This is a genomic window from Serratia sp. L9 (assembly GCF_050632285.1).
In the GTDB taxonomy this organism is placed as follows: Bacteria; Pseudomonadota; Gammaproteobacteria; order Enterobacterales; family Enterobacteriaceae; genus Chania.
In genome coordinates this window covers 5,136,639-5,156,961 of record NZ_CP192591.1, presented here as the reverse complement: position 1 = coordinate 5,156,961, position 20,323 = coordinate 5,136,639, and the positions used below count along the sequence as shown (strand labels likewise).

Here is a 20,323-nt window from a genome sequence, read left to right as displayed (position 1 = left end):
AATATTAAAGGAAAGCTAATGAGTAGCGTAGATATTCTGGTTCCTGACCTCCCTGAATCCGTTGCCGATGCGACTGTGGCCACCTGGCATAAAAAACCGGGTGACAGTGTTCAGCGTGACGAAGTTCTGGTTGAGATCGAAACCGATAAAGTGGTGTTGGAAGTGCCAGCCAGTGAAGCGGGTATTCTTGATGCGATCCTTGAAGATGAAGGTGCAACGGTACTTTCTCGCCAGCTTCTCGGCCGTATTCGTCCGGGTGACAGCTCCGGCAAACCCACCGAAGAGAAAAGCCAGGCTAAAGAATCCACTCCAGCCCAGCGTGCGACTGCCAGCCTGGAAGACGAGAGCAATGATGCACTCAGCCCGGCAATCCGCCGCCTGATTGCTGAACACGATCTTGACGCTGCCGCTATCAAAGGTAGCGGTGTGGGTGGCCGTATCACTCGCGAAGACGTCGAAGCTCACCTGGCTACCAGCAAGAAACCTGCTGCTGCTCCTGCCGCCGTTGCTGCACCGCAGTCGGCATTGGGTAGCCGTAGCGAAAAACGTGTACCGATGACCCGCCTGCGTAAGCGTGTGGCCGAGCGCCTGTTGGAAGCGAAGAACAGCACCGCAATGCTGACCACCTTCAACGAAATCAACATGCAGCCGATCATGGACCTGCGCAAGCAGTACGGCGAAGCCTTCGAGAAACGCCACGGTGTGCGCCTGGGCTTTATGTCCTTCTACATCAAAGCGGTTGTCGAAGCGCTGAAACGCTTCCCAGAAGTGAACGCTTCGATTGATGGTACCGATGTGGTTTATCACAACTACTTTGATATCAGCATCGCGGTCTCTACTCCTCGCGGCCTGGTAACCCCGGTTCTGCGTGATGTAGACACCATGAGCATGGCGGACATTGAGAAAAAATCAAAGAGTTGGCGGTCAAAGGCCGTGACGGCAAATTGACCGTGGAAGAACTGACCGGCGGTAATTTCACCATTACCAACGGCGGTGTCTTTGGTTCTCTGATGTCTACCCCGATCATCAACCCACCACAGAGCGCCATACTGGGCATGCACGCCATCAAAGATCGCCCAATGGCGGTTAATGGTCAGGTTGTGATCCAGCCGATGATGTATCTGGCTCTGTCTTACGATCATCGCCTGATCGATGGGAAAGAGTCCGTGGGTTATCTGGTGACGGTAAAAGAAATGCTGGAAGATCCGGCTCGTCTGCTGCTGGACGTTTAATCCCTGCAGGGCGCGGGGAACCGCGCCCAAACTCTGTGCTATGTGGCCGATAAGTCATGCGGGATCCCGCGAAAGTGACCCGGCTGAAACTTTCAGACCTGAATGGATAGAACATCATGAATTTACACGAATATCAGGCAAAACAGCTGTTTGCTCGGTATGGCATGCCAGCACCAACCGGTTACGCCTGTACTACACCGCGTGAAGCAGAAGAAGCCGCATCAAAAATCGGCTCCGGCCCGTGGGTAGTTAAATGTCAGGTTCATGCTGGCGGCCGTGGTAAAGCAGGCGGCGTTAAAGTTGTGAACAGCAAAGAGGATATCCGTGCCTTTGCTGAAGCCTGGTTGGGTAAACGTCTGGTGACTTACCAGACTGATGCACTGGGTCAGCCGGTTCACCAGATCCTGGTGGAAGCGGCAACCGACATCGACAAAGAACTGTATCTGGGTGCTGTGGTTGACCGCGCAAGCCGCCGTGTCGTGTTTATGGCTTCCACCGAAGGTGGCGTCGAGATCGAGAAAGTTGCGGAAGAAACCCCGGAACTGATCCACAAAATGACCATCGATCCATTGGCAGGCCCGCAGCCTTACCAAGGTCGTGAGCTGGCCTTCAAACTGGGCCTGACCGGTAAGCAAGTCAGCCAGTTTGCCAAGATCTTCATGGGCCTGGCGACATTGTTCCTTGAGCGCGATCTGGCGATGGTTGAGATCAACCCGCTGGTGATCACCAAGCAGGGCGATCTGGTATGCCTGGACGGTAAACTGGGCGCTGATGGCAACGCACTGTTCCGCCAACCTGAACTGCGTGAAATGCGTGACCCTTCTCAGGAAGATGAGCGTGAATCCCGTGCTGCACAATGGGAACTGAACTACGTTGCGCTTGATGGCAACATCGGTTGCATGGTGAACGGTGCCGGTTTGGCCATGGGTACCATGGACATCGTGAAATTACATGGTGGTGAACCAGCCAACTTCCTGGACGTGGGCGGTGGTGCAACCAAAGAGCGCGTCACCGAAGCCTTCAAAATCATCCTGTCTGATGACAAGGTGAAAGCGGTTCTGGTCAACATTTTCGGTGGTATCGTGCGTTGCGACCTGATCGCTGACGGTATCATCGGTGCCGTAGCCGAAGTGGGCGTTAACGTCCCGGTGGTGGTGCGTCTGGAAGGGAACAATGCCGAACTGGGCGCCAAGAAACTGGCGGACAGCGGTCTGAATATCATTGCTGCGACCAGCCTGACTGATGCGGCTCAGCAAGTTGTTGCGGCAGTGGAGGGTAAATAATGTCCATTTTAATCGATAAAAACACCAAAGTAATTTGCCAGGGTTTCACCGGTAGCCAGGGGACCTTCCACTCTGAACAAGCTATCGCTTACGGCACCAAAATGGTCGGTGGCGTTACCCCGGGCAAAGGCGGCACTCAGCACCTGGGCCTGCCAGTGTTCAACACCGTGCGCGAAGCGGTTGAAGCCACTGGTGCCACTGCGTCAGTGATTTACGTACCAGCCCCCTTCTGCAAAGACTCTATTCTGGAAGCGATCGAGGCGGGCATCAAACTGATTATCACCATCACCGAAGGTATCCCAACGCTGGATATGCTGACCGTGAAAGTGAAGCTGGATGAAGCTGGCGTGCGTATGATCGGCCCGAACTGCCCAGGTGTCATCACGCCGGGCGAATGCAAGATTGGTATCATGCCAGGCCATATCCACCTGCCAGGCAAAGTGGGCATTGTTTCCCGTTCAGGCACCCTGACTTACGAAGCGGTTAAACAAACCACAGACGCCGGTCTGGGCCAATCTACCTGCGTAGGTATCGGTGGCGACCCGATCCCGGGTTCCAACTTTATCGATATCCTGAAAATGTTCCAGGAAGATCCGCAGACCGAAGCGATTGTGATGATCGGTGAAATCGGCGGTAGCGCAGAAGAAGAAGCCGCAGCCTATATCAAAGACCATGTCACCAAGCCGGTTGTTGGCTATATCGCTGGGGTGACTGCGCCTAAAGGCAAACGTATGGGCCATGCTGGCGCCATCATTGCCGGTGGTAAAGGAACTGCGGATGAGAAGTTCGCGGCTCTGGAAGCGGCAGGGGTTAAAACCGTACGCAGTCTGGCTGATATCGGTGACGCAGTAAAAGCGATTTTGAATCACAAATAATATCCTCTATGGATTTCAAGCTACGGCTTGAAAGACCACGGAGATAACAATATCTCGACATGTTTGGCCGCCCTCTGGGTGGCCTTTTTTTGTTACTCGGCTTAACTGGCGGGGCATTTTGCAAGACAATCGTGTGGGTGCTGAGAGGTTGAGCTACAGTATTTACACGTTCTGCGATCAAGCTTGCAACATGGACTATGATTACTTAGCAAAAAGTGGATTTGTGAACTAACTCACTGCAATTAACATTGAAAATTAAAAGTTAATATATATCGAATAAAAACGTATTAACTAATACAATGAGGGTTCTTTTAAAGTACATTTTATTAACACAAAATTATCAATAAAAAACAATTAAACTATTACTTAACATGGCCATTGGGAAATTACAGTAAAACCTGTAATGAACCTGGAAATAATAAGCAGATAAGCTTAAATTGTTTTAGATCAAAATAAGCCTGACTACCTATTTAGGCTGATTTTTGACCTGTAGCCAAAAGTCAAACCCAGGTCACGTAAAAACCTATTTATTGTGTGGGATTTGGCGAGTATCATCCTATTGTGTAATTAGGGATGGTTGATCTTGTTGCATTTGTTACCCGCTGTCGGCTTTCATTGGTGCGTTTTCCCGCCAAGCTAAAAAGTTTGGCGAAGAGTGTACGGTTGAAAGCGGGGAGGCCGGAGCAAAATTTGCTGTGTTTAAGGGTTTTTACTGCGGGGCGTTACCGGCTACTCTTTAGGGAGTAATACCGATAACTGCAAGTCGGAGTCTTCCTGCGAGGAGCAAGGAGTCAAGATGTTTGATATTGTCGAGCTGTCGCGCTTACAGTTTGCTTTAACGGCGATGTACCACTTCCTATTTGTCCCATTAACGCTCGGTATGGCGTTTTTGCTGGCAATTATGGAAACGGTATATGTGCTGTCCGGCAAACAAATTTATAAAGATATGACCAAATTCTGGGGCAAGTTATTTGCAATCAACTTTGCCCTGGGTGTGGCCACTGGGTTGACCATGGAGTTCCAGTTCGGGACCAACTGGTCATATTTCTCTCATTACGTCGGTGATATCTTCGGGGCCCCTCTGGCTATCGAAGGTCTGATGGCGTTCTTCCTGGAATCGACTCTGGTAGGTCTGTTCTTCTTCGGCTGGGATCGCCTGAGCAAGATACAGCACATGACGGTAACCTGGTTTGTCGCCCTCGGCTCAAACCTGTCCGCACTATGGATCCTGGTTGCTAACGGTTGGATGCAAAACCCGATCGCATCTGATTTCAACTTCGAAACCATGCGTATGGAGATGCTCAGCTTCTCCGAACTGGTTCTGAACCCGGTTGCGCAGGTGAAGTTCGTTCACACCGTAGCTTCGGGTTACACCACCGGTGCGATGTTTGTTCTGGGCATCAGTTCTTACTACCTGCTGAAAGGGCGTGACATTGCCTTTGCCAAGCGTTCTTTCGCCATTGCTGCCAGCTTCGGTATGGCTGCGATCCTTTCCGTTATCGTGCTGGGTGATGAGTCCGGTTACGAAATGGGGGACGTGCAGAAAACCAAACTGGCTGCCATTGAAGCTGAATGGGAAACCCAACCGGCTCCGGCAGCATTCACTCTGTTCGGTATCCCGAATCAGGAGAGAATGGAGAACTCCTTCGCTATTCAGATCCCATGGGCGCTCGGCCTGATTGCGACCCGTTCTATTGATACCCCGGTTATCGGCCTGCGGGATCTGATGGAACAGCACCAGGTGCGTATCCGCAACGGTATGAAGGCCTATCAGTTGCTGGAAGAACTGCGTGGTGGCAATACCGATCCTGCCGTCCGTACCGCGTTCAATGAGACCAAGCGGGACCTGGGTTATGGGATGCTGCTCAAGCGCTATACTGAAAACGTCACTGACGCAACGGAAGCGCAGATCCAGCAGGCAACCAAAGATTCCATTCCACGTGTGGCTCCACTGTACTTCGCCTTCCGTATCATGGTGGCGTGCGGTGTGATTATGCTGTTCATCATTGGGATGTCGTTCCTGAGCGTAATGCGTGGCCGTATCGGCCAGAAAAAATGGCTACTTCGTGCAGCGTTGTACGGCATTCCATTGCCTTGGATCGCAGTAGAAGCAGGCTGGTTCGTGGCAGAGTATGGCCGTCAGCCCTGGGCGATTGGTGAGGTGCTGCCAACCGCAGTCGCTACCTCTTCGCTGACCGCTGGCGACATTCTGTTCTCGATGGGGCTGATTTGCGGCTTGTACACCCTGTTCCTGGTGGCTGAAATGTACCTGATGTTCAAGTTTGCACGTCTGGGTCCAAGCAGCCTGAAAACTGGCCGCTATCATTTTGAACAACCGACTGCCGCCGTGCAGGAAGCGCGCTAAACAGGAGTCCAAGATATGTTTGATTATGAAGTACTACGATTTATCTGGTGGCTCCTGGTTGGCATATTGCTGATCGGTTTCGCCGTCACCGATGGTTTCGATATGGGTGTCGGCATCCTGATGCGCATTATCGGCAAAACGGATACCGAGCGTCGGGTGATGATTAACTCCATCGCTCCTCACTGGGACGGCAACCAGGTGTGGCTGATCACCGCAGGTGGCGCATTGTTTGCCGCCTGGCCGATGGTTTATGCTGCCGCATTCTCTGGTTTCTATGTTGCGATGATCCTGGTGTTGGCTGCATTGTTCTTCCGCCCGGTCGGTTTTGACTACCGTTCGAAGCTGGAAAACAGTCGCTGGCGTAACATGTGGGACTGGGGCATCTTTATCGGTAGCTTCGTGCCCGCTGTGGTATTTGGCGTGGCATTCGGCAACCTGTTGCAGGGTGTACCGTTCCATATAGATGAATATCTGCGCCTGTTCTACACCGGTAACTTCTTCCAACTGCTGAACCCGTTTGGTTTGCTGGCTGGTATTGTCAGCCTGACCATGCTGGTGACTCAGGGAGCGACCTATCTGCAGATGCGTACTACCGCCGAAATTCACCTGCGCTCACGCGCTGCGGCGCAGATTTCTGCGCTGGTGATGGGGGTATGCTTCCTGTTGGCAGGTATCTGGCTGGTGAAAGGTATCGACGGCTTTGTGATTACCTCAGCACTGGATACTGCGGCGGAATCCAACCCGTTGCGTAAAGAAGTTGCTCATCAGGCTGGTGCCTGGTTGATCAACTACAACAAGTATCCGATCCTGTGGGCACTGCCAGCGTTGGGTGTGATTCTGCCACTGTTCACTATTCTGTTCTCCCGTTTGGAGAGAGCGGCAATGGCGTTCCTGGCTTCATCACTGACGATTGCCTGTGTGATCCTGACGGCTGGGGTAACCATGTTCCCATTCGTTATGCCTTCAAGCACCGTGCCTAACGTCAGCCTGACCATGTGGGATGCAACCTCCAGCTTGTTCACGCTGCAAGTGATGACCGTTGTTGCCATTATCTTCGTGCCAATCGTTCTGGCCTACACCGGTTGGGCGTACTACAAAATGTTTGGTCGCCTGGATAAGAACTTCATCGAAAACAACAAGCATTCACTGTACTAAGCAAAAGGAGCTAAACCATGTGGTATTTTGCCTGGATCCTCGGAACGCTTCTTGCCTGTGCCTTTGGCATCATTACGGCGCTGGCGCTTGAGCACAGTGAAGATTCAAAAGCCCAGCAAGACGGTAAGTGATGAGTTCGTCACTTGTAGACAAGCTGTACGCTATTACCGACAAGGGCCCGGTACGGGCCCTTTCACTCGTGCTGGCGTTGGTTTTGGCAGGGTGTATTTTCTGGGACCCAACCCGTTTTGCGGCACGTACCAGCTCATTTGAGATCTGGCAAGGCATCTTGCTGATCTGGGCGGTCTGTGCAGGCATAGTGCACGGTGTTGGTTTCCGGCCTCACAGCATGTTTTGGCGTGCATTTTTCGCGCCATTACCTGCAATTGTGATCTTGGCCGCAGGATTACTTTACGTTTCTTTATAATCTGCGGTAAATCCCTGAGTTATGGGCCGTTCAGGCCCATAATTATTTTCATTCCCATCTTGTAACCCATTCCCAACCCGATCCGTCTTGCGTATAGTAGCAACGTTAAATTGCCTTGCTGGGAAGTAGAGTGAGTAATACGTTATTTCGATGGCCGGTACGGGTCTACTATGAAGATACCGATGCTGGTGGGGTGGTCTACCATGCCCGTTACGTCGCCTTTTATGAAAGAGCGCGCACCGAGATGCTGCGTCAACATAACTTTCATCAACAGCAGCTGCTCAGTGAACATGTCGCTTTCGCTGTCCGGCGTATGACGGTTGATTATCTGCTGCCAGCCCGTCTTGACGACATGCTGGAAGTGCGGACCAAGATCACCTCAATACGCGGGGCTTCTCTCACGTTTGCTCAACGCATTGTTAATTCTGATGGTACTCTCTTGAGTCAGGCCGATGTATTGATTGCATGCATTGATCCACACCAAATGAAGCCGATAGCGCTTCCTAAGTCTATTGTCGCGGAGTTTAAGCAGTGACTGACATGAACATCCTAGATTTATTCTTGAAGGCGAGCCTGCTGGTTAAGCTTATCATGTTGATTTTGATATGCTTCTCAGTGGCGTCTTGGGCGATCATCATCCAGCGCACCCGCATTCTGAATGCGGCAACGCGCGACGCCGAAGCCTTTGAAGACAAATTCTGGTCTGGTATCGAGCTTTCTCGTTTGTATCAGGAAAGCCAGGCACGCCGCGACAGCCTTACAGGCTCAGAGCAAATCTTCCATTCCGGTTTCAAAGAGTTTGCTCGTCTGCACCGCGCCAACAATCATGCGCCAGAATCGGTGATCGAAGGCGCCTCGCGAGCGATGCGTATCTCTATGAACCGTGAGCTGGAAACGCTGGAAACCCATATTCCTTTCCTTGGCACCGTGGGTTCCATCAGCCCGTATATCGGCCTGTTTGGAACAGTGTGGGGGATTATGCACGCCTTTATCGCTTTGGGCGCTGTCAAACAGGCCACGTTACAGATGGTGGCACCAGGTATCGCCGAAGCGTTGATCGCAACCGCGATCGGTCTGTTTGCCGCGATCCCTGCCGTTATGGCTTATAACCGCCTCAACCAGCGTGTTAACAAGCTCGAGCAGAATTACGACAACTTTATGGAAGAGTTCACTGCTATTCTGCATCGTCAGGCTTTCTCCAGCGACAGCAAATAAGTAGGAGGTAGCATGGCGCGAGTTCGTGGTCGTAAAAAGCGTGAACTGAAATCGGAAATCAACATTGTTCCGCTGTTGGACGTATTGCTGGTGTTACTGCTGATTTTTATGGCAACAGCGCCCATTATTACCCAAAGCGTTGAAGTTGATTTACCCGATGCCACAGATTCCAAAACGGTATCCAGTGACGATAACCCACCGGTGATCCTGGAAGTTTCCGGCGTAGGTCAATACACCCTGGTGGTGGATCACAACCGCATGGAGCTGTTGCCGCCGGAGCAGGTTGCAGCAGAGGCCAGGTCGCGTCTGGCGGCTAACCCGAAGACGGTCTTTTTGATCGGTGGGGCCAAGGAGGTACCGTACGATGAGATTATCAAGGCATTGAATATTCTTCATCAGGCGGGTGTTGCTTCCGTAGGGTTGATGACCCAGCCAATCTGACCGTAAGGTGAGAGGTAACCCGGTTACGGCATAATTTGGCCGGAACCCTGTTTAAGCACCAGTTTTTGGGACTCTATTTTGGTAAAGGCAACTGAACAAAACGATAAGCTGAACCGCGCCGTTATTGTTTCGGTGGTTCTGCACATCCTGTTGATTGCCCTGTTGATTTGGGGATCACTGTACGAAAACACCGAAATGAGCAGTGCCGGTGGCGGCGGTGATGGTTCTGTGGTCGGTGCAGTGATGGTCGATCCTGGGGCGGTGGTAGAGCAGTATAATCGCCAGCAACAGCAGAGCAGCGATGCGCAGCGTGCAGAAAAGCAACGTCAGAAGAAGGCGGAGCAGCAGGCGGAAGAACTGCAGCAGAAACAGGCTGCGGAGCAGCAGCGCCTGAAAGAGCTTGAGCAAGAGCGCTTGGCCGCGCAGGAAAAAGCCGCGCAAGACGCCAAGGCGCAGGCCGAACAGCAGAAGAAAGCTGCGGAGCAGCAACAGCAGGCTGCTGAGCAGCAGAAAGCGGCAGAAGCGGCGGCAGCGAAGGCCAAAGAACAACAGAAAGCCGCCGAGCAGGCTGCGGCGAAAGCCAAAGCTGAGGCGGATAAAATAGCCAAGGCGCAGGCAGACGCGCAGAAGAAAGCCGAAGCGGAAGCCAAGAAAGAAGCTGCCGCTGTCGCCGCGGCTAAAAAGCAGGCGGAAGAGGCGAAGAAAGACGCCGCGGCCGCCGCCGAACAGAAAGCAGCAGAAGCCGCAGAGAAAAAGCTGCTGCTGATGCCGAGAAGAAAGCCGCTGCCGCTGAGAAGGCTGCCGCCGCCAAGAAAGCGGCAGATGCCAAGAAGAAGGCGGCTGCTGAAGCATCTAAACAGTCTGCCGATGTAGACGATTTATTCGGTAGTCTGGCAGATGGCAAGAACGCGCCGAAAGGTGGCGGTGCCAAGGCTAAAGGTGACGGCAAACCGGCAGGGCAGGGTAATTCCAAGACTGCGGGGGCAAGTGGTGCTGATATCAATAATTACCTGGGGCAGATTACTGCCGCCATACAAAGCAAATTTTACGATGCCGATCTGTACAAAGGAAAAACTTGTGACCTACGTATTCAGTTGGCACCAGATGGTTTCTTGAAAAGCGTTAAGGCTGAAGGCGGAGATCCTGCCTTGTGTCAGGCTGCAATGGCGGCAGCCAACCAGGCTCGTATTCCTAAGCCACCTAGCGCGGCCGTGTATGAGGTATTTAAGAATGCTCCTCTTACATTTAAGCCACAATAATGATTGTTTTAACCGAGTAAAGTGCATGGATGTGCCAAGGTAACCAGCAGGGAATAGGTAGTTTTGTTGGCGTTGGTTTGTTAAAATTCTGCTAAATTATCGCAGGCATCCCGCCTGGATAAGGGAGATGAGATGAAGCAGGCATTTCGAGTAGCGTTAGGTTTTTTAGTACTGTGGGCATCCGTGCTGCATGCGGAGGTTCGCATCGAAATCACCCAGGGGGTCGACTCTGCTCGCCCGATTGGTGTGGTGCCGTTTAAATGGGCGGGTCCAGGCACGCCTCCAGAAGATATTGGCCAGATTGTCGGCGCAGACTTGCGTAACAGTGGTAAATTCAACCCCATTGACGTGGCGCGGATGCCGCAGCAACCGACTACCGCGTCTGAAGTGACTCCGGCTGCCTGGACTGCGTTGGGTATCGATGCCGTAGTGGTTGGCCAGGTTCAACCTGGTGCCGATGGCAGTTATCTGATCTCCTACCAACTGGTGGATACTTCAGGTTCTCCAGGCACCGTATTGGCGCAAAACCAGTATAAAGTGACCAAGCAGTGGTTACGTTATTCTGCCCACACCGCCAGCGATGAAGTGTTTGAAAAACTGACCGGTATCAAGGGCGCGTTCCGTACCCGCATCGCTTATGTGGTGCAGACCAATGGCGGGAAATTCCCGTATGAACTGCGCGTAGCGGATTATGACGGCTATAACCAGTTTACCGTGCACCGTTCACCTGAACCACTGATGTCGCCAGCCTGGTCTCCAGATGGCAGCAAATTGGCTTATGTGACCTTCGAAAGCGGTCAGTCAGCACTGGTGATTCAGACGCTGGCTAACGGTGCTATCCGTCAGGTTGCCTCATTCCCACGTCACAACGGTGCGCCAGCGTTCTCCCCGGATGGCACCCGTCTGGCTTTCGCGCTGTCCAAAACCGGCAGCCTGAACCTGTATGTGATGAACCTGGCTTCTGGCCAGATTAGCCAGGTTACCGATGGCCGCAGCAACAATACCGAACCTAGCTGGTTCCCGGATGGCCAGTCTCTGGCTTATACCTCCGACCAGGGCGGGCGTCCTCAGATTTATAAAATCAATGCAAACGGCGGTGCTCCACAACGTCTGACCTGGGAAGGTGCCCAGAATCAGGATTCTGATGTGAGTTTCGACGGTAAGTTCCTGGTGATGGTGAGCTCCAACAATGGTGTTCAGCACATTTCCAAACAAGATCTCGGATCGGGAGCCGTTCAAGTTTTAACGGATACTTTCCTGGACGAAACGCCTAGTATCGCACCAAACGGCACCATGGTGATCTATAGCTCCACGCAAGGTATGGGCTCCGTGCTGCAGTTGGTATCGACTGATGGGCGTTTCAAAGCGCGTCTTCCGGCAACTGATGGACAGGTCAAATTCCCTGCCTGGTCGCCGTATCTGTGATGCATGTGTAAATATGTATGGCAAACTATAAAAGGATCAAAGAAATGCAACTGAACAAAGTGCTGAAAGGGCTTCTGCTGGCACTGCCAGTTCTGGCGGTAGCAGCTTGTAGTTCTAACAAAAGCGCAAACAACGACCAATCTGGTATGGGCGCTGGCACTGGTACAGAAAACGGCAGCAGCAACCTGTCTTCTGAAGAACAAGCTCGTCTGCAGATGCAAGAACTGCAGAAGAACAACATTGTTTACTTCGGTCTGGACAAATATGACGTCAGCTCTGAGTTTGCTCAGATGCTGGATGCTCACGCTGCATTCCTGCGTAGCAACCCATCTTACAAAGTGACTATTGAAGGTCATGCGGATGAGCGCGGTACGCCGGAATACAACATTGCTCTGGGCGAGCGTCGTGCTAACGCAGTTAAAATGTACCTGCAAGGCAAAGGCGTTTCCGCTGACCAGATCTCTATCGTTTCTTACGGTAAAGAAAAGCCAGCAGTACTGGGCCACGACGAAGCGGCTTATGCTAAAAACCGTCGTGCCGTTCTGGTTTACTAAGAGAATTGCATGAACAGTAACTTCAGACGTCACCTATTGAGTCTGTCGTTACTGGTTGGCGTAGCGGTCCCATGGGCCGCTACTGCCCAAGCGCCAATCAGTAATGTCGGCTCCGGCTCGGTCGAAGACCGTGTCACCTCCCTTGAGCGTATCAGTAATGCTCAGGGCCAGCTTTTAAACCAACTCCAGCAACAACTCTCTGATAACCAACGTGATATCGATACACTTCGTGGGCAGATCCAGGAAAGTCAGTATCAGTTGAATCAAGTGGTTGAACGCCAGAAACAGATCTATCAACAGATGGATAGCCTAAGCCAGGGTGGCGCACAGAATTCTTCAGGTGCAGCAGCAACTGCCGCCGCAGCATCTGACAGCGCTGGCAGTGCCCCTGAGGGTTCGGCAGCCGCTCCGGCGAGTACGGGCGACGAGAACAGCGATTACAACGCCGCTGTGTCACTGGCGTTGGAAAAAAGCAGTATGACCAGGCGATCACCGCTTTCCAGTCTTTTATAAAGCAATATCCAAAATCCACATACCTTCCTAATGCCAACTACTGGCTGGGGCAGTTGTTCTACAACAAAGGTAAAAAGGAGGATGCGGCTTACTATTATGCGGTGGTGGTGAAGAATTATCCAAAATCGCCCAAGGCTCCAGACGCAATGTATAAAGTTGGGGTGATCATGCAGGAAAAGGGCCAGGCGGATAAAGCCAAAGCCGTTTACCAGCAGGTGATAAAATCATACCCGACTAGCGATGCAGCCAAGCAGGCAAAAAAACGCGAAGCCAGTCTGTAGATAAAAAGTGAGCCCAGAAGTTGGTCGATTTGACTGAATTCTGGGCTCATTCGCGTGAAGAACAAGCAGTTAAACCCATCGAGCCAAAATTTAGGTTGCGCTGCTGAGATAAATTAGTAATATATGCCGCCGTTGCCAAGACATCTTGCAAGGTGTTAAAGCAGCAAGGAAATTGGGTCGTTAGCTCAGTTGGTAGAGCAGTTGACTTTTAATCAATTGGTCGCAGGTTCGAATCCTGCACGACCCACCAATTCTTAATGAATTGGTAAGCAGTAAAGCAGTAACCACGACAGTGGGTGATTAGCTCAGTTGGTAGAGCATCTCCTTTACACGGAGGGGGTCGGCGGTTCGAGCCCGTCATCACCCACCACGACAGTGGGTCGTTAGCTCAGTTGGTAGAGCAGTTGACTTTTAATCAATTGGTCGCAGGTTCGAATCCTGCACGACCCACCAATTTTTAAGATGTAGTAGTGAGTCAAATCGTGAAGGTTGGGAACCGTAAGAGGTTCGAACCGAGCGAAGCGAGACCAGGCGTTAACCGCTAATCCTGCACGGCCCACCATAAATTGCAGCCGAGTCCCTTCTCGTTGCTCTTGCATCTCGCAGTAAACCACGCCAGTGGGTCGTTAGCTCAGTTGGTAGAGCAGTTGACTTTTAATCAATTGGTCGCAGGTTCGAATCCTGCACGACCCACCAATTTTATGGCGTAGCAGTGAGTCAAATCGTGAAGGATAAGAACCGTAAGAGGTTCTGGCCGAGCGAAGCGAGACCCGGCATTAGCCGCTAATCCTGCGCGACCCACCGTAAATTGCAACTGAGTGCCTTCTCGTTGCTCTCGCATTAAGCAGTAAACCACATCAGTGGGTCGTTAGCTCAGTTGGTAGAGCAGTTGACTTTTAATCAATTGGTCGCAGGTTCGAATCCTGCACGACCCACCACTCTTCAGAGAAAAGCGCCTTTTGGCGCTTTTTTCGCATCTGCTCTCCGTACTATCGTGCAGCCTGCCAATGTGGCATACGCAAAGATGTTTGTGGGCGAGGAGCTGCTTTCAGCTTCGCGTCATCCCAGCTTAAAATTGACGAACCAGCCATTATCCCCAAAAATTTTAATCCAGTAAACAAACATCATCAAAAGATGAAAATCAAAGCGACTTCCAGCTAAATTTTAGGTATTTTGTTTAGTATATAAAACGAGGGTGTTTGCTGGAGGCAAAGTAAGGCCTGGATGGCAGACGGACAGCCTAGCATAGAGATGAAAGTGATGAGTGAAATGTTTGATGTCAACGCGGCGGTGTACCCATTCCCGCCGAAACCGGTGCCGTTAGACGTGGCAGAGAAGGCTTTTTATCGCCAGAAGATTAAAACCTTGCTCAAGCAGCGTGATGCGGTAATGGTAGCTCACTATTATACCGATCCAGAGATCCAGGCGCTGGCGGAAGAGACCGGTGGCTGCGTTGCAGACTCACTAGAGATGGCTCGTTTTGGTAGCCAGCATCCGGCTTCAACCTTGCTGGTTGCCGGGGTGCGCTTTATGGGGGAAACGGCAAAAATCCTCAGCCCGGAAAAACAGGTGCTGATGCCGACCCTGAAGGCAGAATGTTCGCTCGATCTGGGTTGCCCCGAGGAAGAGTTCGCGGCTTTCTGCGACAGCCATCCTGATCGCACGGTGGTGGTTTATGCGAATACTTCAGCGGCAGTCAAGGCGCGTGCAGATTGGGTGGTCACTTCCAGTATTGCAGTTGAGCTGATTGAACATCTCGACAGCCTGGGGGAAAAAATCATCTGGGCACCGGATCGCCATCTTGGCAGCTATGTACAAAAGCAAACCGGTGCGGATGTGTTGTGCTGGCAGGGCGCCTGTATCGTCCATGACGAATTTAAAACCCAGGCGCTGATGCGTATGAAAGCCTTGTACCCAAACGCTGCGATATTGGTGCACCCAGAGTCACCGCAGGCGGTTGTCAGCCTGGCTGACGCGGTAGGTTCGACCAGCCAGCTGATTCAAGCGGCGACAACGCTGCCTAACCAGCAACTGATAGTTGCCACCGATCGCGGTATCTTTTACAAGATGCAGCAGGCCGTTCCGGATAAGGAACTGTTTGAGGCACCTACCGCTGGTGAAGGCGCAACCTGCCGTAGCTGTGCGCACTGCCCGTGGATGGCGATGAACGGCCTGAAGGCTATTGCCGAAGGGCTGGAGCAGGGCGGCGCGCAGCATGAGATCTTTGTTGATGGCGCACTGCGTGAAAAAGCGCTGCTCCCGCTCAACCGTATGCTGGAGTTTGCAGCGCAGTTGAAGATGCAAGTGAAAGGGAACGCCTGATGCGGGCTAACCCAGCAATAAGGAAAGCAAGATGAGTTTTTTCAGTACCAGCAATATCCTGGTTCATATTCCGATTGGCGCGGGCGGTTACGATTTATCGTGGATTGAGGCCATCGGCACGCTATTTGGTTTACTGTGCATCTGGTATGCCAGTAAAGAGAAAATCATCAACTATCTGTTTGGCCTGATAAACGTCACGCTGTTCGCGGTGATCTTTTTCCAGATCCAGCTTTATGCCAGCCTGTTGCTTCAGCTGTTTTTCTTCGTCGCCAATATCTACGGCTGGTATGCCTGGAGCCGCCAGACGCAGGATAACCAGGCAGAGCTGAAAATCCGCTGGTTGCCACTGCCTAAAGCGTTGGCCTGGGGCGCAGTATGCGTGATTGGTATTACGTTGATGACGTTTAATATCGACCGGGTATTTGCCTACCTGACACAGATTGCGGTAGCGGTCATGCAGGGATTGGGGCTCAACGTACAAATGCCAGAACTACAGCCGGATGCCTTCCCGTTCTGGGATTCAACCATGATGGTGTTATCCATCGTCGCCATGATCCTGATGACGCGCAAATACGTTGAGAACTGGCTGTTGTGGGTAGTGATAGACGTTATCAGCGTGGCCATTTTCGCCTATCAGGGCGTATATGCGATGGCATTGGAATACGTTATTCTGACGTTGATTGCGCTGAATGGTTCGTGGCTGTGGATCCGCAGTGCCGCGCAGAATCATTCACAGCCGTTTTCCTCGGCAAGTCAATGAATCAGGGCACCGCAGTGTGCCCTATGATGTCAGTGGTGGTGCCCCAGGTGGGAATGTGAACCCGTATGTGAGTGTTCACTCGGTTCTGGGGCCCGATTGATGCCACAATCTGGCGTCTCGCAATGCTGGTACTCCATTTGAATCGTCGCATGGCCAATCTTGTAATGTTCCAGCAGATAAGCCTGGATATGGCGCAGCAAGCCATCATGATCGTGAGGGGGATCACTTGCGCATGCAGCGTCATTAATTTTTGTTCACCAATCTGCCAGACATGCACATGATGGATATTGCGCACCTCCGGAATATTCAGGCACAGGTCCCTTTGCAGCCTGTTGATATCCACTTCCTGCGGCGTGCCTTCCAACAATTCATGAAAACTCTCTTTGAGCAACCGCCAGGCGCTGTGCAGCACCAGGCAGGAGACCAACACGGAAAGTATCGGGTCGATGGGCGTCCAGCCGGTGGTGATAATGACCAGTGCTGCAGCGATGGCCCCTACCGAACCTAGCAGATCGCCAAGAACATGCAGGGCAGCGGCGCGCACGTTGATATTTTTCTCTTCATTGCCCCGATGCAGCAGCCAGAAGGCGAACAGATTAGCCAGCAGGCCCGCTACGGCGATGATTAACATCGGGGTACCCATCACAGGCTGTGGCTCGAAGAAGCGCCGTATCGCCTCCCACAGGATGAATACGACGATCAGCAGCAAGGCTGCAGCATTGAGAAAGGCAGCCAGAGTGGTCAGTCGCAGATAGCCGAATGTGTGGCGAGAATCAGGTTTGCGTTGTGAGAAGTGTACCGCCATCAAAGCCACAAACAGTGCAGCGGCATCCGTCAGCATATGCCCGGCGTCGGCCAATAGCGCCAGAGAACCGGAAAGCAGCCCGCCAACCACCTCGGCAACCATAAAAATCACGGTGACTAAAAATGCGGCTAGTAGGCGCTTACTGTTGTTGTCTTTAGGCAGATGGACATGTGTAGATCCAGACATGACTTATCCTTTTAAACCTGTCGTCTTTCAAGCCGCAGCGGTGTTACCTTCGCTGTCTCACCCCAGCCACTGACACTTCAGTAAGCTCCAGGGGATGAGGGAGCCAGGCGTCTGGCAGCAACTTGAAATCCGTAGGGGTTATATCCGTTGTCTTCCAAGCTGCAGCGTTGTTACCTAGCCATTATAGGCAACCTTATTGAGAGCTGAATATCCACTTGGTGCCATTACCCTGTCAAAGGTGATTTACAGCGCCAGCCCCACAGGCTAGATTGGTGAAATTAACGCATTGAGCAATACACCTACCGATACCGAATGGAAAAGCTATGAATTACCAAAACGACGATTTACGCATTAAAGAGATCAAGGAACTTCTGCCCCCGGTTGCCCTGCTGGAGAAGTTTCCAGCCACTGGGCCGGCAGCAGAAACGGTGTCGCAGGCTCGTAATGCTATCCACAAAATTCTACGCGGCAATGATGACCGCCTACTTGTGGTGATTGGGCCTTGTTCTATTCACGATACCAAAGCGGCGAAAGAATATGCGGCACGTTTGCTCAAGCTGCGTCAGGAGCTCAGCGGTGAGCTGGAAGTGGTGATGCGGGTCTACTTTGAAAAGCCACGTACTACCGTTGGTTGGAAAGGTCTGATCAACGATCCACAGATGGACAATAGTTTCCAGATTAACGAAGGTCTGCGCCTGGCGCGTAAACTGTTGTTGGATATCAATGACAGCGGCTTGCCTGCGGCCGGTGAGTTCCTTGATATGATCACCCCGCAATATTTGGGCGATCTGATGAGCTGGGGGGCGATCGGCGCACGTACCACAGAATCTCAGGTACACCGCGAGCTGGCTTCCGGCCTGTCCTGCCCGGTGGGGTTCAAGAATGGGACGGATGGCACCATCAAGGTGGCGATTGATGCCATCAACGCCGCTGGCGCACCGCACTGTTTCCTGTCTGTGACAAAATGGGGCCATTCCGCGATTGTTAACACCAGTGGCAATGGTGATTGTCATATTATTCTGCGCGGTGGCAAAGAGCCAAACTACAGTGCGTCCCATGTGAAAGAAGTGAAAGACGGTCTGGTTAAAGCCGGCTTGCCTGCACAGGTGATGATCGATTTCAGCCATGCAAACAGCAGCAAACAGTTCAAAAAACAAATGGAAGTGAATGCCGATGTTTGTCAGCAACTGCGCAACGGGGAAAAGGCCATTATCGGTGTGATGATAGAGAGCCATCTGGTGGAAGGGAATCAGAACCTGGAAAGTGGCGAGCCGCTGATTTACGGTAAAAGCGTGACCGATGCCTGCATCGGTTGGGAAGACACCGAATCCGTGCTGCGTGAATTGGCAGGGGCGGTGAAGGCGCGTCGCGGCTAATACGCCCGTCGCCTTTCAAGCTGCAGCGTTGTTACCTGCGATGACGAAACCCAACCGTGGGTTTCGTCCCTCACGGGCCGCGGTTTACGGCGTTCAAATCTGGGAGAAATCCGTCCTGGTGATTTCCGCTACGGGCTGCCGCTTGCGGCATTCGAATCGGTTCCTGGCCGACTTGTCCCGACAGATTTGTCATCCCCGCCCTGACTCAAGTGAGCCCCAGGGGACGAGGTTGCTGGGCACCTGGCTGCAACTTGAAATGTATTCTGCCTGGCCCCGAGGCAGCGGGGCCAATAAATTGGTTTTTTCGTTTTAACTTATTCTCTTTATTAATTTTAAAAGCTGTGTATTTGCGTCATTGTATGGAAAAATTCCTACCCGTAAAGATGAGGCGATAGTTTTTATTAGCCTCAGCCTTAATCGTTTTTTATAAGCAAATTCTTAATCGAAATTTTATTATCGCGACCAACGAAAACATTAATTGCGATTGGTTACCTATTGAGATTATGATGATGCGCTTTTTTACTGCCGCCATGCTCTTTTTTAATAAATAGCAGTCTATACCCGTCGTCCTTCAAGCTGCAGATAACAACATTGCAACCTGAAATCCAGAGGTAAGGAGCGGTGGATTATATTTCTTTCAGGATGAAAGGTTTATGGAAAATAATAGTTCACAAACTAATGTTCGGCATCAGATGCTATTTCATGGCAAAGGTGGCGAGTACTTCTCAATTTGGTTGGTTAATCTGTTGCTGACTGGTATTACACTAGGTATATATTCTGCCTGGGCAACGGTACGCCGCCGCCGTTATTTTTATGGCAATACCGAGTTGAACGGTGATCGCTTCGACTACCACGCGCAACCGATAGAAATCCTTAAAGGACGTTTGTTGGTTCTCGTTGGGGTGATCATATTCTATGTCCTGCTGTTTGTCGCGCCACTGGCTGGCGTAGTGGCCTTATTAATCTTTGTAGGGCTGATCCCCTGGTTTATTATCCGCAACTGGCGTTATAACGCGATTATGTCCAGTTATCGCGGTGTCCGTTTTAATTATCAGTGTAAAACCGGGCGCGCCTATTGGGCTCTGCTGTTCTGCCCGATGCTGTTAATCCTTGGATTATATGCCGTTATTATCGTATTGGGTGTTATTGGCAGTAATGCAGAAAGTATCGGCGGTGTGATTACTTTAGCTATCGGGTCGATCGTGGTATTGGTGCCGCTGTTTGCCGTAATCAACGGCGTTATCGCTACCTTGCAGCACGATCTGTATGTGAACAATCTGCATTTTGGCAACTCGCCATTTAGTGCCGAACTCAAGAAAGCCGCATATATCAAGTTTGCACTGTTTAGTTTACTGATCTTTGTGCCGTTTTTTGTTATTGCAATGCTGCTGGCAGGCTCATTCTTTGCCACGTTATTCCAGTTTGCATTAATGGGCGGTATGTCTGATGAAATGGCTGCCACACTGTTGATCAGCCATGCCTTCAGCCTGTTCCTGATGGTATTGGTGATCCTGGTCGGTGCGATGATTTCCAGTAGTTACCATATGGTGGCGCAGCGGAACTATCTGTTTAAACAAACCACGCTGAAAGGCGAGGTTAAACTGAATTCCTCCATGCAGACCCTGCCATATATGGGGTTACTGATCACTAACAGTCTGATCACTGTTTTCTCTCTGGGTTTTGCTGCTCCAGTGGCCGAAGTGCGTCACGCGCGTTATATGGCGCAGTCCACTCAGGTTGAAGGTGATTTGTCGTTGTTGACCGTACAGGCACACCATGAGACGGCAAACAATGCCATCGCTGAAGAAGTCGTACAGGCACTCGATCTTGGCGCCAGTTTTTGAGTAAA

15 protein-coding genes, 5 tRNA genes and 4 pseudogenes are annotated in these 20,323 nt (G+C 51.7%); 23 read left to right on the top strand and 1 reads right to left on the bottom strand.

Annotated features, from left to right (window positions below; genetic code table 11):
• Nucleotides 1-18 precede the first annotated feature (18 nt).
• The 21 genes and pseudogenes from odhB to pnuC form a co-directional block, all read left to right on the top strand.
• Nucleotides 19-1,163 (top strand): annotated as a pseudogene (gene odhB / locus ACQ86O_RS24535) (2-oxoglutarate dehydrogenase complex dihydrolipoyllysine-residue succinyltransferase); the annotation flags it as partial.
• Between the two features lie 185 nt (nucleotides 1,164-1,348).
• Complete coding sequence (sucC, locus tag ACQ86O_RS24530) at nucleotides 1,349-2,515, top strand: ADP-forming succinate--CoA ligase subunit beta (protein WP_234589812.1); 1,167 nt, start codon at nucleotides 1,349-1,351, stop codon at nucleotides 2,513-2,515.
• The gene (gene sucD, locus ACQ86O_RS24525) at nucleotides 2,515-3,390 is read left to right on the top strand and encodes a succinate--CoA ligase subunit alpha (RefSeq protein ID WP_431223242.1); all 876 of its coding nucleotides are present in this window, start codon (nucleotides 2,515-2,517) and stop codon (nucleotides 3,388-3,390) included. The genes sucC and sucD overlap by 1 nt, the downstream gene beginning before the upstream one ends.
• A gap of 796 nt (nucleotides 3,391-4,186) precedes the next feature.
• The gene (gene cydA, locus ACQ86O_RS24520; RefSeq protein ID WP_431223241.1) at nucleotides 4,187-5,755 is read left to right on the top strand and encodes a cytochrome ubiquinol oxidase subunit I; all 1,569 of its coding nucleotides are present in this window, start codon (nucleotides 4,187-4,189) and stop codon (nucleotides 5,753-5,755) included.
• A gap of 15 nt (nucleotides 5,756-5,770) precedes the next feature.
• Nucleotides 5,771-6,910: a cytochrome d ubiquinol oxidase subunit II gene (gene cydB, locus ACQ86O_RS24515; protein ID WP_431223240.1), complete on the top strand. Its 1,140-nt coding sequence runs from the start codon at nucleotides 5,771-5,773 to the stop codon at nucleotides 6,908-6,910.
• A gap of 17 nt (nucleotides 6,911-6,927) precedes the next feature.
• Nucleotides 6,928-7,041, top strand: coding sequence for a cytochrome bd-I oxidase subunit CydX (gene cydX, locus ACQ86O_RS24510; protein WP_021805265.1), 114 nt, complete (start codon nucleotides 6,928-6,930; stop codon nucleotides 7,039-7,041).
• The gene (gene ybgE / locus ACQ86O_RS24505) at nucleotides 7,041-7,337 is read left to right on the top strand and encodes a cyd operon protein YbgE (protein WP_431223239.1); all 297 of its coding nucleotides are present in this window, start codon (nucleotides 7,041-7,043) and stop codon (nucleotides 7,335-7,337) included. The genes cydX and ybgE overlap by 1 nt, the downstream gene beginning before the upstream one ends.
• A 130-nt stretch (nucleotides 7,338-7,467) precedes the next feature.
• Nucleotides 7,468-7,872 (top strand): tol-pal system-associated acyl-CoA thioesterase, encoded by a 405-nt coding sequence (ybgC, locus tag ACQ86O_RS24500; RefSeq protein WP_142010992.1) that lies wholly within the window; start codon nucleotides 7,468-7,470, stop codon nucleotides 7,870-7,872.
• Nucleotides 7,869-8,552 (top strand): Tol-Pal system protein TolQ, encoded by a 684-nt coding sequence (tolQ, locus tag ACQ86O_RS24495; protein ID WP_004939862.1) that lies wholly within the window; start codon nucleotides 7,869-7,871, stop codon nucleotides 8,550-8,552. The genes ybgC and tolQ overlap by 4 nt, the downstream gene beginning before the upstream one ends.
• Before the next feature lie 12 nt (nucleotides 8,553-8,564).
• The gene (tolR, locus tag ACQ86O_RS24490; protein ID WP_431223238.1) at nucleotides 8,565-8,993 is read left to right on the top strand and encodes a colicin uptake protein TolR; all 429 of its coding nucleotides are present in this window, start codon (nucleotides 8,565-8,567) and stop codon (nucleotides 8,991-8,993) included.
• A gap of 78 nt (nucleotides 8,994-9,071) precedes the next feature.
• Nucleotides 9,072-10,252 (top strand): annotated as a pseudogene (tolA, locus tag ACQ86O_RS24485) (cell envelope integrity protein TolA).
• Nucleotides 10,253-10,384: 132 nt separating this feature from the next.
• Nucleotides 10,385-11,677: a Tol-Pal system beta propeller repeat protein TolB gene (gene tolB / locus ACQ86O_RS24480; protein ID WP_431223237.1), complete on the top strand. Its 1,293-nt coding sequence runs from the start codon at nucleotides 10,385-10,387 to the stop codon at nucleotides 11,675-11,677.
• A gap of 44 nt (nucleotides 11,678-11,721) precedes the next feature.
• A complete protein-coding gene (pal, locus tag ACQ86O_RS24475) occupies nucleotides 11,722-12,231 on the top strand; it encodes a peptidoglycan-associated lipoprotein Pal (protein ID WP_431223236.1) in 510 nt (169 codons plus the stop codon).
• Between the two features lie 9 nt (nucleotides 12,232-12,240).
• Nucleotides 12,241-13,025: pseudogene (gene cpoB / locus ACQ86O_RS24470) on the top strand (cell division protein CpoB).
• Between the two features lie 174 nt (nucleotides 13,026-13,199).
• Nucleotides 13,200-13,275, top strand: a tRNA-Lys gene (locus ACQ86O_RS24465).
• 44 nt (nucleotides 13,276-13,319) lie between these two features.
• Nucleotides 13,320-13,395 (top strand) — tRNA-Val (locus ACQ86O_RS24460).
• 7 nt (nucleotides 13,396-13,402) lie between these two features.
• Nucleotides 13,403-13,478: transfer RNA gene (locus ACQ86O_RS24455), tRNA-Lys, on the top strand.
• Nucleotides 13,479-13,645: 167 nt separating this feature from the next.
• Nucleotides 13,646-13,721: transfer RNA gene (locus ACQ86O_RS24450), tRNA-Lys, on the top strand.
• Nucleotides 13,722-13,887: 166 nt separating this feature from the next.
• A tRNA-Lys gene (locus ACQ86O_RS24445) sits at nucleotides 13,888-13,963 on the top strand.
• A gap of 322 nt (nucleotides 13,964-14,285) precedes the next feature.
• Nucleotides 14,286-15,347 (top strand): quinolinate synthase NadA, encoded by a 1,062-nt coding sequence (nadA, locus tag ACQ86O_RS24440; RefSeq protein WP_431223235.1) that lies wholly within the window; start codon nucleotides 14,286-14,288, stop codon nucleotides 15,345-15,347.
• Nucleotides 15,348-15,378: 31 nt separating this feature from the next.
• Nucleotides 15,379-16,107 (top strand): nicotinamide riboside transporter PnuC, encoded by a 729-nt coding sequence (gene pnuC / locus ACQ86O_RS24435; RefSeq protein WP_431223234.1) that lies wholly within the window; start codon nucleotides 15,379-15,381, stop codon nucleotides 16,105-16,107.
• A gap of 29 nt (nucleotides 16,108-16,136) precedes the next feature.
• Here pnuC and zitB read toward each other — a convergent pair.
• Nucleotides 16,137-17,098: pseudogene (gene zitB / locus ACQ86O_RS24430) on the bottom strand (CDF family zinc transporter ZitB).
• Nucleotides 17,099-17,421: 323 nt separating this feature from the next.
• Here zitB and aroG point away from each other — a divergent pair.
• Nucleotides 17,422-18,474 (top strand): 3-deoxy-7-phosphoheptulonate synthase AroG, encoded by a 1,053-nt coding sequence (gene aroG / locus ACQ86O_RS24425; RefSeq protein ID WP_431223233.1) that lies wholly within the window; start codon nucleotides 17,422-17,424, stop codon nucleotides 18,472-18,474.
• A 653-nt stretch (nucleotides 18,475-19,127) separates the two neighbouring features.
• Complete coding sequence (locus ACQ86O_RS24420) at nucleotides 19,128-20,318, top strand: YjgN family protein (RefSeq protein WP_431223232.1); 1,191 nt, start codon at nucleotides 19,128-19,130, stop codon at nucleotides 20,316-20,318.
• The last annotated feature ends 5 nt before the right edge of the window (nucleotides 20,319-20,323 follow it).